The organism is Alkalihalobacterium chitinilyticum (assembly GCF_029028005.1).
Classification (GTDB): domain Bacteria; phylum Bacillota; class Bacilli; order Bacillales; family Bacillaceae_F; genus Alkalihalobacterium; species Alkalihalobacterium chitinilyticum.
The window spans coordinates 57367-72636 of the sequence record NZ_JAOTPO010000001.1; the positions used below are offsets into that span (position 1 = coordinate 57367).

The 15270-nt window shown below is 36.5% G+C and carries 14 protein-coding genes; 3 read left to right on the forward strand and 11 right to left on the reverse strand.

Annotated elements, in window-relative coordinates:
* Nucleotides 1-50: 50 nt before the first annotated feature.
* The 9 genes from N7Z68_RS00260 to N7Z68_RS00300 form a co-directional block, all read right to left on the reverse strand.
* Complete coding sequence (locus N7Z68_RS00260; protein WP_275116447.1) at nucleotides 51-689, reverse strand: bifunctional 4-hydroxy-2-oxoglutarate aldolase/2-dehydro-3-deoxy-phosphogluconate aldolase; 639 nt, start codon at nucleotides 687-689, stop codon at nucleotides 51-53.
* Between the two features lie 16 nt (nucleotides 690-705).
* The gene (locus N7Z68_RS00265; RefSeq protein ID WP_275116448.1) at nucleotides 706-1659 is read right to left on the reverse strand and encodes a sugar kinase; all 954 of its coding nucleotides are present in this window, start codon (nucleotides 1657-1659) and stop codon (nucleotides 706-708) included.
* A gap of 144 nt (nucleotides 1660-1803) precedes the next feature.
* The gene (locus tag N7Z68_RS00270; RefSeq protein WP_275116449.1) at nucleotides 1804-3396 is read right to left on the reverse strand and encodes a response regulator; all 1593 of its coding nucleotides are present in this window, start codon (nucleotides 3394-3396) and stop codon (nucleotides 1804-1806) included.
* A 62-nt stretch (nucleotides 3397-3458) separates the two neighbouring features.
* The gene (locus tag N7Z68_RS00275) at nucleotides 3459-4328 is read right to left on the reverse strand and encodes a CheR family methyltransferase (protein ID WP_275116903.1); all 870 of its coding nucleotides are present in this window, start codon (nucleotides 4326-4328) and stop codon (nucleotides 3459-3461) included.
* 14 nt (nucleotides 4329-4342) lie between these two features.
* Nucleotides 4343-7060 (reverse strand): response regulator, encoded by a 2718-nt coding sequence (locus tag N7Z68_RS00280; protein ID WP_275116450.1) that lies wholly within the window; start codon nucleotides 7058-7060, stop codon nucleotides 4343-4345.
* Nucleotides 7061-7239: 179 nt separating this feature from the next.
* Nucleotides 7240-8319, reverse strand: a complete 1080-nt coding sequence (locus N7Z68_RS00285) for a branched-chain amino acid aminotransferase (RefSeq protein WP_275116451.1) — start codon at nucleotides 8317-8319, stop codon at nucleotides 7240-7242.
* 224 nt (nucleotides 8320-8543) lie between these two features.
* Entirely contained in the window at nucleotides 8544-8990 is a 447-nt protein-coding gene (locus tag N7Z68_RS00290) for a hypothetical protein (protein WP_275116452.1), read from the reverse strand.
* Between the two features lie 139 nt (nucleotides 8991-9129).
* Nucleotides 9130-9273, reverse strand: coding sequence for a hypothetical protein (locus N7Z68_RS00295; RefSeq protein WP_275116453.1), 144 nt, complete (start codon nucleotides 9271-9273; stop codon nucleotides 9130-9132).
* A gap of 81 nt (nucleotides 9274-9354) precedes the next feature.
* Nucleotides 9355-9543, reverse strand: coding sequence for a hypothetical protein (locus tag N7Z68_RS00300; protein WP_275116454.1), 189 nt, complete (start codon nucleotides 9541-9543; stop codon nucleotides 9355-9357).
* Between the two features lie 225 nt (nucleotides 9544-9768).
* On the opposite strand from N7Z68_RS00300, the gene N7Z68_RS00305 reads away from it, so the two are divergent.
* The gene (locus tag N7Z68_RS00305; protein ID WP_275116455.1) at nucleotides 9769-10104 is read left to right on the forward strand and encodes a hypothetical protein; all 336 of its coding nucleotides are present in this window, start codon (nucleotides 9769-9771) and stop codon (nucleotides 10102-10104) included.
* A 73-nt stretch (nucleotides 10105-10177) separates the two neighbouring features.
* Here the strand turns inward: N7Z68_RS00305 and N7Z68_RS00310 are convergent, their stop codons facing one another.
* Entirely contained in the window at nucleotides 10178-12202 is a 2025-nt protein-coding gene (locus tag N7Z68_RS00310) for a penicillin-binding transpeptidase domain-containing protein (protein WP_275116456.1), read from the reverse strand.
* Between the two features lie 185 nt (nucleotides 12203-12387).
* Entirely contained in the window at nucleotides 12388-12933 is a 546-nt protein-coding gene (locus N7Z68_RS00315; RefSeq protein ID WP_275116457.1) for a GbsR/MarR family transcriptional regulator, read from the reverse strand.
* Nucleotides 12934-13208: 275 nt separating this feature from the next.
* On the opposite strand from N7Z68_RS00315, the gene N7Z68_RS00320 reads away from it, so the two are divergent.
* Nucleotides 13209-14426 (forward strand): quaternary amine ABC transporter ATP-binding protein, encoded by a 1218-nt coding sequence (locus tag N7Z68_RS00320; protein WP_275116458.1) that lies wholly within the window; start codon nucleotides 13209-13211, stop codon nucleotides 14424-14426.
* Nucleotides 14395-15240, forward strand: coding sequence for an ABC transporter permease (locus tag N7Z68_RS00325; RefSeq protein WP_275116459.1), 846 nt, complete (start codon nucleotides 14395-14397; stop codon nucleotides 15238-15240). Before N7Z68_RS00320 ends, N7Z68_RS00325 begins: the two co-directional genes overlap by 32 nt.
* Nucleotides 15241-15270: the final 30 nt, after the last annotated feature.

Below are 15270 nucleotides of genomic sequence, written 5' to 3' on the forward strand. Positions count from 1 at the left end.
ATAGCATCATCCTAGTGGTTACTTCATTATCTTCTCGCTTTTCCTTCCCTTCACACTTCTCGCGCTTTCCTAACAGCCTCTACAAATGATTTTGATTTTTCCGTTAAGTCTTTGAAATACTCGTCAGTCATTTCTATTTTCGTATTTACAAGTGCACCGCCTAGACCTACAGCCACTGCACCCGTTTGAATATAGTCGGCAACATTATGTAAATCGATCCCGCCTGTAGGCATCAATGGGATGTGCGGCAGAGGTCCATGCACATCCTTTAAATAACCCGGACCGTAAATATTAGCAGGAAAAACCTTAATGACATCCGCACCATGCTCATACGCTGTTAAAATCTCCGTTGGAGTTAATGCTCCAGGGATGCTAATAACACCGTATCTTTTCGTTAAGCGAATCGTTTCTTCGTTCACAGTTGGAGAAAAAATAAATTGAGAACCAGCGAGAATTGCTGCTCGAGCTGTCTCCGGATCAAGTACTGTGCCTGCACCTACAATTAAATCTGGGTATTCCGTACGAACCGACTCAATTAAAGTCATGACCTTTGGCGTCTCCACTGTTATTTCTAATGTTTGTATTCCACCTACTTGAAGGGCTTTAGCAATATGTAAAATATTTTCAGGGTCAGCGCCACGAATAATTGCCACAACCCCATTTTCTTTGATCCTATCTAGGTAACCCATAAGTGATCAACCTCCATTATCGATTGACATCATCTTTGTCTGTCTCATTTATGAATAGCTCTAAGTCACGTTTATCAGGGAGACCTTCCACATCACCGTTTACCATTGCGACCATTGCACCTACCCCGTTACCTCGTCTTACAGCATCATATAAAGAAAGTCCATCTAAAAGTCCTGATAAAAATCCACTACAAAAACCATCGCCTGAGCCAACTGGATCAATAACCTTCTTTACCGTAAAACTCGGAACAAATTCTGTCTTTTCTCTTGTAAAATATTGAGCGCCTCTTGGTCCTAACTTTAATACACAGGTTGTTGAACCATCTGCCAAAAAGCGTTCCCCTAACTGTTGTGGATCGTCTACCCCATATAAAAACTTTCCTTCCGCAATCCCAGGAAGAACGATATCACTTTCCTTCACGAACTCAAGTAGAACTTGTCTCGCTTTCTCTTCAGACCATAGTGTTTTTCTTAAATTGGGATCAAAAACGACCGTTACTCCGTGTTTCTTTGCTAGATGAACAGCCTCTTTTAACATCTCATAACAACTATCACTCAAAGCCGGTGTAATTCCTGTAATATGAAGATATTTTGCTTGAGCAATGTATTCTTCATTCAAATCATTTTTAGACATTCGACTGGCAGCCGAGTTTTTACGGTAGTAAAGCACCCTAACATCGTCTTCACGTCGTAATTCCTTAAAGTAAATTCCTGTCTGAGCACTTTTTTCGACTTGAACTTCACTAACATCAACACCTTCACCTCGAATAAACGAAACCATTGCTTTTCCTAATTCATCGTCCCCTATACGACTAATCCAGCCCGACCGATGCCCTAACCGGGTTAAACCAATAGCTACATTCGATTCAGATCCACCGAACTTACGAGAGTAAGTATGAGCATATCGCATCAAGCCTGAAGTTTCTGGTGTAAAAAGTGCCATTGTCTCACCAATTGTCACCACGTCCATACTCAGAACCCCAATCCTTTTAAAGTTATATCCATTCAGATGGTCATTTCCTTAATAGTTTTAACTTTCTTTAACCCATCTATGAATTTTTCCTTGTAATAAAAACAAAAAACATAACCCCACGGATTATGTTTTGTAATAAAACTATATATTTGTAGTATTCTCAGCGTTTTTACATAATCGCATGCTTTGTTGAAAAGTTACAATAAACGTTGTCCCATGTTCACTCGTATCAGCTTCAATATTTGCACGATTCCTTGCTGCAATACTGTAGCATATCGCTAACCCAAGACCTGTCCCTTTATCTTTTGTAGTAAAAAAAGGTGTGCCGATATGTTTTAGTACGTCTGGTTCAATCCCTGGACCCTCATCAATAATTTTTAATATCGCTCTGTCACTTTCAACATAAGTACGAATCGTCAGTTGTCCACCTAAAGGCATCGCCTCTAGTCCATTTAAAGCGATATTCAATATGAGTTGCCTAATTTCTTTTTCGTCAATAAATAATAGCGGACAGTCTTCTAAATCTAAGTTAACATTTTTATTTCCTAACATCCCTTCAGCCTGCAATAATGGGTGCAATGCATAAATAATGTCATTTAAATTTTCAAGTCGAGGATCTGTTGCTTTATCTTTTGCTAATGCCAAAAATTCGGTAATAATTCCATTAGCACGCTCTAATTCACCTATCATTAAGTCAATATACTCGATTGGGGTAGGATATTCTTGTTGTTTTTTCGAAAGTTGCAAAAAGCCAAGTACTGTCGTCATCGGATTACGTATTTCATGAGCGATACCCGCTGCCATTTCTCCAACTAAATTCAATCGATCTAAACGAGTAATTTCTTTTTGCATTTTGACCGAATCAGTAACATCAGTTATCACACTTATAATACAGGGCTCACCGTTGATATAGACCTGTTCGGTAGAAAGTAGACCATCTCTTGTTTCGCCGCCCTTCGTTACATACGTTACTTGTTCGTTGTATAGCCCATCTTGTAACTCTAGAGAATGTGTCTCATTGCTAAACTCCGTTGAAGTTTCAGGTTTAATGTGTAATAAGTTATCAAGTACACCTTCTAGTTCTTCTATTTCATAACCGGTGACCTCAGACCATATTTTATTTACTTGCAGGTACTTTTTATCATATAGCGACCGGATCGCCATCAAGTTGGGACTGCAATGAAATATTTTCCGGAAACTTTCTTGAGAAACTTGTAATTCTTCATTTGCTAAAAGTAACTCTTTGGTTTTATCAGCGATAATCACTTCTAAGTTCATATACTTTTGCTTTAGATCCGCGGTCTGTCTTTCTAATTCATTTCGTTGTACTTCAATCTCTTTTCTATTTCTATATATATCGACAAACGCCTCTACCTTACTTCGTAACAAACTCGGATTAAATGGTTTAAAGATATAATCAACTGCACCAGCTGAGTAACCTTTAGAAACGTGTTCAGATGCTTTGCTTAAGGCAGTAATAAAAATAATTGGAATATGCATTGAGGTTTTTCTTTGTTTAATTAATTCAGCAGTCTCAAACCCATTCAGCCCTGGCATTTGAACATCCAACAAAATAACTGCAAAATCATATTGTAGAACATATTTTAAAGCTTCTTCCCCACAATCAGCTTTAATAAGATTATAGTACGGCGACGCAAGAACGGCTTCAAGTGCAATAAGGTTTTCAGGTCGATCATCTACTAACAATATATCTACTTTCTCCCCATTCACCATATCTTTTATCCCTCAATTTCCTTTAGTAGTTTTAGGTTTTTTCGGTAATCATGTCTAGAATCTTAGTTGAGGCTACCGGTAGTGTTTTTAGGCGTGCCTTTAATGTATATCTTCTCATCCCTATCAACTTCTTGATAGAAGTGTGAGGTGTCACCACTAGTTAGCGTCTCTTTATTTCCTAAACCTAAGAAACCACCATCACTTAAACTATGAAAAAAAAGCTCATAAACTCTATTTTTTAATGAAGTATTAAAATAAATTAACACGTTACGACATATGATCACATGAAATTCATTAAAGGAATGATCAGTGACTAAGTTATGGTGGGCAAATACGATATTTTTCTTAAGCATTGGGCGCAAGAGGACATAATCATGGTGGGCTGTATAATACTCTGAAAATTCCTTAAGCCCTCCAGCTTGCTGATAGTTTTTCGTATACACTTGCATATAGCTCAACGGTATTCTTGCTTCTCTCGCCTTTTCTAAAATATCTTCATTCATATCAGTAGCATAAATTTTTGTTTTATCATATAGCCCTTCTTCAAGTAACAAGATGGCCATTGAATAGGCTTCTTCCCCCGATGAACACCCTGCATGCCATATACGAATGAACGGTAAATCACGTAAAGATGGAATTACTTTTTCTCGGAATGCTTTAAAAAAGCTTGGATCACGAAACATCTCTGTCACATTAATAGATAAGTCGTTTAGAAAACATTTTAAAACGATTGGGTCATGCAGCACTTTCGATTGCAATTCGGAAATAGTGTTAAGTTGCTCAGCACGAACTCGGTGCCATACTCTTCGTTTTACGGAAGAGTATGCATAATTTCTAAAATCAAATCCATAATGACGATAAATACCTTCTAGCAATAGTTCAATCTCTATTCTTTCCACATCTAAATCTGCGTCTTCTGAAGAGTATACCATTGTCATTCATTTCCTCACTTATATATCCATACTTTGATTAGGGATAGCAGCTGTTCCATATTAACCGGCTTACTAATATAGTCTGATGCACCAGCCATAATACATTTTTCTTTATCGCTTTTCATCGCTTTTGCCGTTAATGCGATGATTGGAAGTTCTTGAAATTCATCCACTTCACGGATCCGCTTCATTGCTTCATATCCATCCATTTCTGGCATCATTATATCCATAAGTACAATGTCGATTGATGTGTCACTATTTAAAATTTCAAGAGCCTCTCTCCCGTTTTCAGCAAACAACACTTTCATATTCTGCATTTCAAGAGCTGTTGTTAATGCAAATACATTCCGCATATCATCATCGACAACGAGTACCACTCGATCTTCAAAGGCTTCATTCTGCTCTTCATTCACAACAGGTGCCTCAATTTTCTCTAGTTCTGGATACTGATTAGACTCTACAATGAGCACATTATTTTCCTTGGTTGCGGCAACTTCTTCCATTACCGATTGTTGGATCTCTGAAAGTTCGTAATAATCTGGTATGTGAAGACTAAAAGTACTTCCTCTTCCTTCAACACTTTCAATCGTTACATAACCACCTAACAGTTGAGATAATTCACGGGTAATTGACAATCCAAGACCTGTTCCGCCATATTTTCGGCTCGTTGTTCCATCCCCTTGGAAAAACGCTTCAAAAATATCTTGTTGCTTACTTCTAGGGATACCAATACCCGTATCAACAACTGAAAAGACAATTTTTGACCTGACGTCTTCTCTTCCTTTACTCAATCGAAGTTCAACTGATCCTTTTTGTGTGAATTTAAAAGCATTCGACAATAAATTTTTTAAAATTTGTTTTAAGCGTTGATCATCCGTAAAAATTATCTTTGGTGCATCCTCTGCAAGTGTAATTTTAAAATTCAAGCCTTTTTGACGTGCAACAGGATTAAATTGTCGCTCAACAAAACTTTTTACATCATTTAAAAGCACTTGTTCAGGATATATGTCTATCTTTCCTGACTCGATTTTTGATAAATCAAGTATATCGTTGATTAGATCAAGGAGATCACTTCCTGAAGAATGGATCGTTAAAGCATACTCAATTTGTTTCTCTGTTAAGTTTCCTTCTCCATTTTCAGACAGAATTTGCGACAAAATTAACATACTGTTAAGAGGTGTTCGAAGTTCATGAGACATATTAGCCAAAAATTCCGACTTATATTTCGAGCTCAATTCAATGCCTCGATTTTTCTCTTCCAGGTCCTTTTTGATTTTTTCCAGCTCTTTTGTTTTTTCATCTGAAGTTTTATATTGCTCATGTAACTGTTCATTTGTAAGTCTAAGTTCTTCTTGTTGCTGCTGAAGCTCTTCTGATTGAGTTTGCAGCTCTTCAGTTAGTGTTTGTGACTCGGTCAATAGTTTTTCAATTTGCATATGATTAATAATTCGATTTATAATGGCCCCGGATGATTCACTAACTTGCTTTAATAGTTTCAATTGTAAAGAAGTGAACCTTTCAAATTTAGCTAATTCTAAAACCCCTAGAACCTCATCTTCTATTTCTATTGGAAGAAGTACTAAAGAAGTTGGAGCCGACTCTCCTAAACCTGATTTGACCGATATATAATCTACTGGGAGTTTATCAATCTTTAAGATCTTATTATCTAGTGCGCATTGTCCTACTAGTCCTTCTCCGATTTTAAATGTTCCTTCTCCAACTTTTCTATTTTGGCTTAATGCATATCCTGCAATTTGTTTTAGTTCGCCTTCTTCTTTTAAATAAACTGTACCATACGTAGCCTCAACGGAAGCTGCTACTTTTGAAATGAGCATTTCACCAAACCGTTCAATATTTTGCAAGCCCTGGAATTTAGTCATAGTTTCTGCATACGTTGTTTTGATCCAATTCTCATTTTCAAGATATTTTTTTAAATCTTTTTCTTGCTTAGAATAATCCTCTAGCGCATGTGCCATTTCATTATACGCATTTGCTATATCACCAATTTCATCCTTAGAAATAGCCTCAATACGTGGTAAATCTTCATTTATATGCCCTGGTACACTCGTTATTACATCTCGAACTTTGTAAATGCTTTTCGTAATACTACGTACGACAGAAATAGTAATTCCAGTTACAATAATTGCAGCAACTATAAAGAGCGAGAATAAAAAAATCACCGTATTCCGAAAATCACTCTCGATACTTGCTAACGCTGTATTCATTGCATTTTCTTCTATTTCATTTAGACGATCAAATCCAGTAACGATTTGGTTTCTCATCCCACGATTATCATCAATTAATTCACTTATCCCTAGTTGATTATTTCCTTCTAAAGTATGTTGGATCGCCCGGCTAACAACTTCAAAATATGCAGTACTTAAATCCTGTAATGATGAAACGATTTGTTTACTTTCAGGCTCAGAATATGGCATTACATCTAATTTTGCAAATAACTCTGTCGTGTCGACTCTTGACTGTTGGATAGCTCTAATATGTTCTTCAATCACGATGTCATCACTCATCAATAGAAGCTCCCTGATTTCTCTTGCTGTCGTATTAATCTCATTTCGAAGCAATTCGATCAGTTTGACTCTTTCATAGTTTTCGTAAACGATAGCATTCATATTATCTTTCTGCTGGTTCATCGTGTAATATACATTGGCACTGAGTATAACAATTATGAAGAGGATGGCGCCAAATCCAAAATAAAGTTTTGTTTTTAGTTTCATCTTTTCCAATACCTTTCAAATTTGATGAATTTCCGTCAAACTTTTCACTATTATTATGGTTATTTTACTATATCGGCAGCTTTGATTCTACAAAAATTACAAACAATTCTTACATTTTGTATTTTCTTACTAATTACATTTAAAAAGAGCTGACTTTATAGAGTCAGCTCCAGTGTGTGTTATTCTTTTATTTCCACCGTCCAACCATAAGGATCTTGCTGTTTCCCTGTTTGAATAGCGGTTAAAGTCTCGTATAACTTTTTAGAGAGTTTCCCTGTATGCCCATTATTTATAATCATTTGCTCATCATTCCATGTCAATTCGCCCACTGGTGAAACGACAGCAGCAGTACCTGTGCCAAAGACTTCTTCTACTATTCCTTCTTTATGCGCTTGAAAAATTTCTTCGATTGAAACTCTCCTCTCAACAACCGGAACATTCCAATCCTTTAAAAGTTCAATAATTGACAATCTCGTAATTCCCTCTAAAATGCTTCCATTTAAGAGTGGCGTAACTACTTCTTCTCCTATTTTAAAGAACACATTCATACTTCCTACTTCTTCTATGTATTTTTTTTCTACTCCATCGAGCCATAATACTTGAGAATATCCTTTATCAGTCGCTCTTTGTTGAGCAATATAAGCTGCTGAATAATTTCCAGCGGTTTTTGCCATTCCTGTCCCCCCACGAACAGCTCTTGTAAACTCTTCTTCTACGAAGATTTTTACAGGGTGTATCCCTTCACGATAATACGAACCGACTGGAGATAAAATAATGTAAAATTGATATGTATTTGATGGTGCTAAAGAGAGATTTGGTTCCGTTGCAATAATAAATGGTCGGATATAAAGAGAGTATCCCGCTGTTTTCGGCACCCACTCCTTTTCAATACGCAGCAATTCTTCTAAGTAAGTTAGAACCAGTTTTTCATCTAATAGAGGGATGCTCAATCGTTCACTTGATCGGTTCATCCGTTGAAAGTTCTTTTCAGGTCGAAATAATAATATACGATCATCCTCTGTGCGATAGGCTTTTAATCCTTCAAAAACAGTTTGTCCATAATGAAAAATCATTGCCGCAGGGTCTAAAGTAATCGGTTCATATGGAGTAATGCGAGGATGATGCCAACCTTTTTCAGTTGAATAATCCATAACAAACATATGGTCCGTAAATTCTTTACCAAAAGCTAATTGGTCTTCAGCCACTCGCTGTTTACGGTTCGTGTTTTCTATAACGTTAAGATGGTGTTGTTCATTCATTCTCCCCACTCCTTCTTCAATTTTTTACAGTTGTAGATAATAAAAATACTGACTATTATTCTAATATATACCAATTAGAAGTTTCTCGACACCCCCTTTCTTTCTTTTGTTCTTTATAATTGATATTATGCTTTGCTTCTGTTTCCAAAAGATCAGTCTTAAATTCTATTCCCAGAAAAAAAAGGCACTGTGTACAGTGCCTAAATTCGGTCATTCACATTCATTTATGAATCTTGTTTTAATTTTAATAACTCGCTGTTAAGATGAGCCAGCTTTAATTTTATTTGCTCTGCCGTTTTTTCGTCCCCACTTTTTAAATAATCACTTAATTCTAGTAAGTACTTATCAATACGACGGTAAATTTCATCTTCTTTTTTGATTCGCTCTTCTTGCTTTTTTCTATTAAGTTCTACTTTTATTGGAACTAATTGATCAATCGTATGAAGCATTTTTTCAGTTTTTATGTCAACTTCAATGATCTCAAGAAAGGATTTATGTTTCATCATGGTCAGCGTATGATTTCCTTCAGCTGAATAAATGTTTAAAACCATCTTACCTGAGTCAAAACCCCAAAAAATACTATAATTAACACTTAGTACCCCTTTTATCAATCGATCTAATTGCTGTTTATCTAGTTTTATTGAAAGGTCACTGCATTGAATTCGTTTCATAAGCTACACCTCGCTACAAATTAATTCCCTCCATTTTTTAATATCAGCTTTGTAATCCCTTACAATAAAACTATTTCAATTGCACTCTTTTTATGTTGAAAACAGAAAAAAGAGGCCTATACGTTAGGCCTCTTCTCGGTTACCCTTTATTTCCTACAAGCCACTCCTTGTAGCATTCACTACAAAGCGGATGTTCAACATGATCACTATCTTGAATAAAAGAAGCGTAATGGAAGTTTGTCTCTTCTAGTTCACCGTTACAATAAAAACATTGCTGATCCAAAGTGAACGTCTCCTTTTAGAAAGTGATGATTGAATACGTACATGGAATGAACAATTTCTTGTACGTTAGCTGTGGCAACTTTTAGTTGTTGTTGTTGTTATTGTTATTATTGTTATTGTTGTTACGGTTGTTGAAATCTTGCGCATCGTTCTCATTCGCAAACTCAGTGTTTACATTGTCGATGTTTAATTCGTTGTTGTTGTTGTTGTTGTTGTTGTTATTGTTGTTGTTGTTGTTGTTTCTGTTGTTACGGTTATTGTTGTTAGCCATGACCTACACCTCATTCATAATTTTTTAGTATTAGGTTGAGATCGAAGTAAAAGTAATAAAGGATATCTCCCTTTTTTACTTTTGCGTCTCACTCAGTTCCCGTAGTTATTTTTCTCAAAAATCAAAACATCATACATGAAAAATTAAAATTCCTGAGTATTTTGTCCATACGAAACAGTCTTCTTACAAATAGAATATATTAGCGCAGACTGAGGAGGGATAATAATGGAAAGAAATCAAAACGAAATGATAGTACTTCATGAAAAAATAGATCAACTAAAACAGGAAGTGGAAGCATTATCCAGAGTTATTGAAAAAAAAACCGATAATAATGATGTAAAAGTAATTATAGATGAACAAATGAAGGAAAATAAGTACATGACAAATGAACAAGTTGCATTAACCGTTGATAAAATTTTGACTGAAAAAGAATTTACAACTGAAACAGAAGTGAAAAATAAAACAAAGGAAATTCACTTAAAGATTGTCAAGTGGACAATTGGGACTGGACTTAGTGTTGCAGCCATCATATTAGCGTTATTAAGGGTTATTTTATTATAACAAAATGCTTATTTATCCATTTCAAATAAGCAAAAAGGACTTCTCAACAGGAGAAATCCTTTCTGTGAATGAACTATCTTAAATTTTGTAAAAACACATCTTTTACTTTCGGGACAACGTACCCGCTTCCACCTTCAACATCTTCAACCATCATTAGTACAAGTAATTCAGGATCATTAGTGTTCATAGCAATAAACCAGCCAAACTCTTTACCTTCTTCAGTTTGACTTAATTTATATTCAGTCGTACCCGTTTTCCCTGCAAGAGGTATACCATCTATCTTTGCATTGGATGCCGTACCATTTGGACTTTGGATCACTTGCGACAGGTCAGATAGAATACGATTAGCGTGATCGTTACTTATAACGTCTTCTTTCCAAATTTCCGGCTCTTCATCCGTGAAAAGTAACGGCTTTGGAATGTTTCCTTCATTTATAAAGGCAGTATACATTAAGGACATGTGCAAAGGATTTACTAACATTTCAGCTTGGCCATACGCTGTATCTGCTAATTGAACTTCTGTTTTTATCCCGTCATTAGCAATCTGAGATGTTGTTAATGGATATTTAAAAGGAACGCTTTCTTCAAACCCAAATGATTGCAAACCATCAACTACACTTTTTTCATTAAGTTCAAGAGCCATTTGAGCGATATATATATTATCGGAATACACGAGAGCATCGGTTAAGTCAATATCGTGATTTGGATCTTTTACACGTCTTACTTCATAGTTCCCCCATGAATCGTCCTTCCGCCAACCTAAACCGTCGATCTTGCGCTTTTCATCAGGGTCCCAACCATCTTCTAGAGCAATTGCAGCAGTGACTGATTTTACCGTTGACCCTGGTGCATATGCTTGAGTGAAACGATTGAGTAAAGGTCTGCGTTCATCTTCAGTATAGTTAGTTTCAGATACACTTCCGATTACAAATTCATTGGGGTTATACGCAGGTGCATTCACTAACGCTAAAACTTCTCCCGATGTCGGATGTAATGCCACACCAGTTCCTGCATCATTATCTTTTTTATACTGCTCATATATTGAAACTTGTACTGCACCGTCAATCGTTAGTTGTAACGTTTTTCCATCAACAGCCTCTTTTTTAGCTAGGATATCCTTCTCGTTGCCGCCTTTATCTACAATAGAAATGACTGCGCCGTTTTCACCTCTTAGTTCGTCTTCATATAAACTTTCAAGCCCAGTCCGACCAATTAAGGAATTTGAGTTATATCCCTTATCTTCATTTTTTTCTAAAAGTTCCTTTGTTATCGGCGTAATATACCCTATTAAATGAGCTGCAGCTTCTCCCAGAGGATATTCCCTTGCAGGAACGAGTAAATACGTTACACCTTCAGAAATGGTGCGTAACTCCTCAACAAATTCCATTTGGTCGTATGGAACTGTTTTAACAGGGACAAATGTGTCAGGCCTTACCCACGATTGATCCAGTGCTGCTTCAATCTCTTCAACAGACACGTCAATTTGTTTACTTAATTCGCTAATCGTATATTCTTCTAGCCCTTCCATACGACCTTGTACAAGCCCAATCTGAACAGCATTTCCATTCTTTGCTAAATAATCTCCATTTCGATCAATGATTTCTCCGCGTATTGGAGTTAACGTTCTTACTTTTACTCGATCTCCTTGCTCAAGCGGCGGGAATATCATCGCTGGTGTCCAATTGATTTTCCACTGTTTTAACTCATCTGTTTCTTCTAATTGTAAGTCAACTGCATATTCTAATTGAAGTTTACCTGCAATTGTATCGAGCTCCTGCTCATATTGAAGGAGCGCCTCTGTCACATCTTCTGTTATTTCATCTTCCGGATCTCTGATAGGTGTTGTCACCACGAGATCTTCTGCTTGTATTTCGCTGTAGATTTCAGTATACGTTTCTATAAACTCTTCCTTTGAAATCAAGTTTTTTGCCTGAATTGAAAGAAGTTCATACATTAAATCGTAGTTTCTTTTTTCCCAGTGCGTTGCAAATTCACTTAATGCATCTTCTGGTGTCGGAAGCTCTTCTGAACAGCCGGCTAGTAAAAACAACGTAACAAACAGTGCAATAATACCTCTTATCTTCATCTGTTTACTCATTGATTTCCCCTCTCACTTTTCATATGTACTATTCTTTATATTAACAAATATTACAATAATTTAGGGAATTTAGGATAAAAATTCTAAACACAAAATGATTTCTAACGAATCTGCAATAGTACTTAACAGAAGGCTTATCCGCAAAAAAAGCTGATTGAACCAAATGAAGGTTCAATCAGCTTTTTTTAGTCTTTTTTTGGTTTAGGTACAATTTCATAAATCTTGCCACTTTCAAATAGTTCAATCACTTGCCCGAGCCATTCATAATAACTCTTTGCTTTTTCAAGTTTTTTCCGGTCTATCTCTATAACTTCTTTTAACTTATCGTCTTTAGTTTCTGTATACAGTTCATCTAATGCACCACTTAACTCTATACCTGCTTCAAGATTATCGTCAACAGCTGCACGCCAGCGGTTTACAAATAATGAAGAAAAAGATTTGTACCAATCCTCTTCTGTCTGATAAAGATCTTTTCTTACTCCTTTTTGCCACACTCGTTCTACCATATCAGAGTCTAACAAATTTCGAATACCAGTACTCATACTTGTTTTGCTCATTCCTAGCTCTTTACTCATCTCGTCTAAAGTTAATGGTTCATCAGCAAAAAACACCGTTCCATATAACCGTCCTACAGAAGGAGTAATGCCATACAAATACATATTTTTTGATATCTCTTGGATAAAACGAGTCCGATACTGCTCTAACTTTTTCCACTCTTCCTGTTGACTCATAGCCTTCTCCTTTTCTATTACCAATTCACACTTTACATATTAACAAAGAATGAAAAAACATAAAAGTTATGCTTTTATGTAGTATTTGTTCGTATTTATTAGAAATATGGCGTATTTCGAAAGTATACTTTGTACAGTTTAAACTTTACAAACTTTTTGAACTAAACATACAAAATATAAGGTTTGATTTGGAAAAAAAGGAGGAGTATAGTTATAAAGTCAGCATTCATTCGTTAGTCGAAATGATTGAAGTAAACATAAAGAGGTGAAATAAGATGTCAAAAATTAAGGTTGAAGAGCTTACTAAGATATTCGGTAAAAAGCCAAAACGAGCCTTAGACATGTTAAATCAACAAAAATCAAAAGATGAGATATTAAAAGAAACCAATATGACTGTAGGAGTGAATAAAGCAAGCTTTGAAGTTGAACACGGTGAAATCTTTGTAATTATGGGTCTTTCCGGCAGTGGTAAGTCGACACTTGTCCGTTTACTTAACCGACTCATTGAACCGACGGATGGAAGTGTTTGGATCGATGGTGAGGATTTAGCGAAAATGGATGAAAAAAAATTACGTGAAGTAAGACGAAGTAAAATGAGTATGGTATTTCAAAAGTTCGGTCTTTTTCCTTTCCGAACGATAATAGAAAATGTTGAATACGGCTTAGAAGTACAAGGAATTCCAAAGCAAGAACGAAGAGCTAAATCTCAAACTTCATTAGAGCTTGTAGGTCTAAAAGGATATGAAGACAAATATCCCAATGAACTTTCTGGCGGTATGCAGCAACGTGTTGGCTTGGCTCGTGCGTTAGCGAATGATCCCGATGTTTTGTTAATGGACGAGGCATTTTCAGCACTAGATCCTCTTATCCGTAAAGATATGCAGGATGAACTCCTCGATTTACAAGAACAAATGAAAAAAACGATCATATTCATCACTCACGATCTTGATGAAGCACTGCGAATCGGTGACCGTATTATGATTATGAAAGACGGTGCCATTATTCAAATTGGAACGCCAGAAGAAATCTTAACAAGCCCTGAAAATGAATACGTAGAACGATTTGTTGAAGATGTTGATCGCTCCAAAGTATTTACAGCCCAGCACGTTATGATGCGGCCAGAAGCCGTCAACCTTGAAAAAGACGGACCGCGAGTAGCCCTTCAACGTATGAAGGAAGCTGGCATATCAAGTATTTTTGTTACGAAACGCAATAAAGAACTTCTCGGGATCGTTCATGCCGATGAAGTTTCAAAGCTTGTCAAAGAAAATATTAATAGTTTAGAAGGAATTGTCCAGAAGAATGTTCCTCAAGTCACTTCTGAGACACCCTTAAATGACTTAATGGAAATTGCATCTACAAGTCCAGTTCCTATCGCTGTAGTCGATGACAATAAATTAAAAGGTATTATAGTACGAGGCGCAGTTCTTGCAGCTTTATCAGGAAGTGAGGTGAATTTCAATGGATCTATTACCGAAGCTTCCATTAGCTGATTGGATTGATAGTTTTGTAGATTGGTTAAAAAATGCGGAGTGGTTTTTCTCGGCGGTTACAGGGGCCATTCGTTTTTTAGTGGATGTAAATGAACTCTTACTAAGTTTACTTCCAAGTTGGTTATTCATCTTGTTATTAACAGTGGTCGCTTATTTTGTCACTAAACGAAAATGGGGCTTAGCTGTCTTTGTCTTTTTAGGGTTACTCTTAATTGATAATTTAGGTTTCTGGCAAGATATGTTACTTACATTGTCTCTTGTCCTGACGAGTGCAATGATCTCTGTCATCTTTGGAATTCCTCTTGGAATTTGGATGGCCAAAAACAAGGTGATTGATAGTATTTTCAAGCCAATATTAGACTTTATGCAAACGATGCCCGCATTCGTATACTTAATTCCTGCTGTTGTGTTCTTTGGGATTGGAATGGTACCTGGTGTCGTTGCATCTGTTATTTTTGCTATGCCTCCTACTGTTCGCTTGACGAACTTAGGCATCCGGCAAGTATCGACTGAATTAGTAGAAGCTGCAGATGCTTTCGGTTCAACCCCGGCACAAAAACTTTTTAAAGTTCAATTGCCGATGGCCAAGACTACCATCATGGCTGGTGTTAACCAAAGTATTATGCTTGCCCTATCCATGGTCGTTATTGCTTCGATGATTGGAGCGATGGGGCTTGGTACAAAAGTGTACTACGCCGTGGGTAGAAATGATGCAGGCGGTGGATTTGAAGCAGGGATTGCTATCGTTATACTAGCAATTATTCTCGATCGTTTAACACAAAGCTTTAACCGGCAAAAAGGAACAACACATTAAGATTACGCTCGTCACTCTTTTACTAGAGTT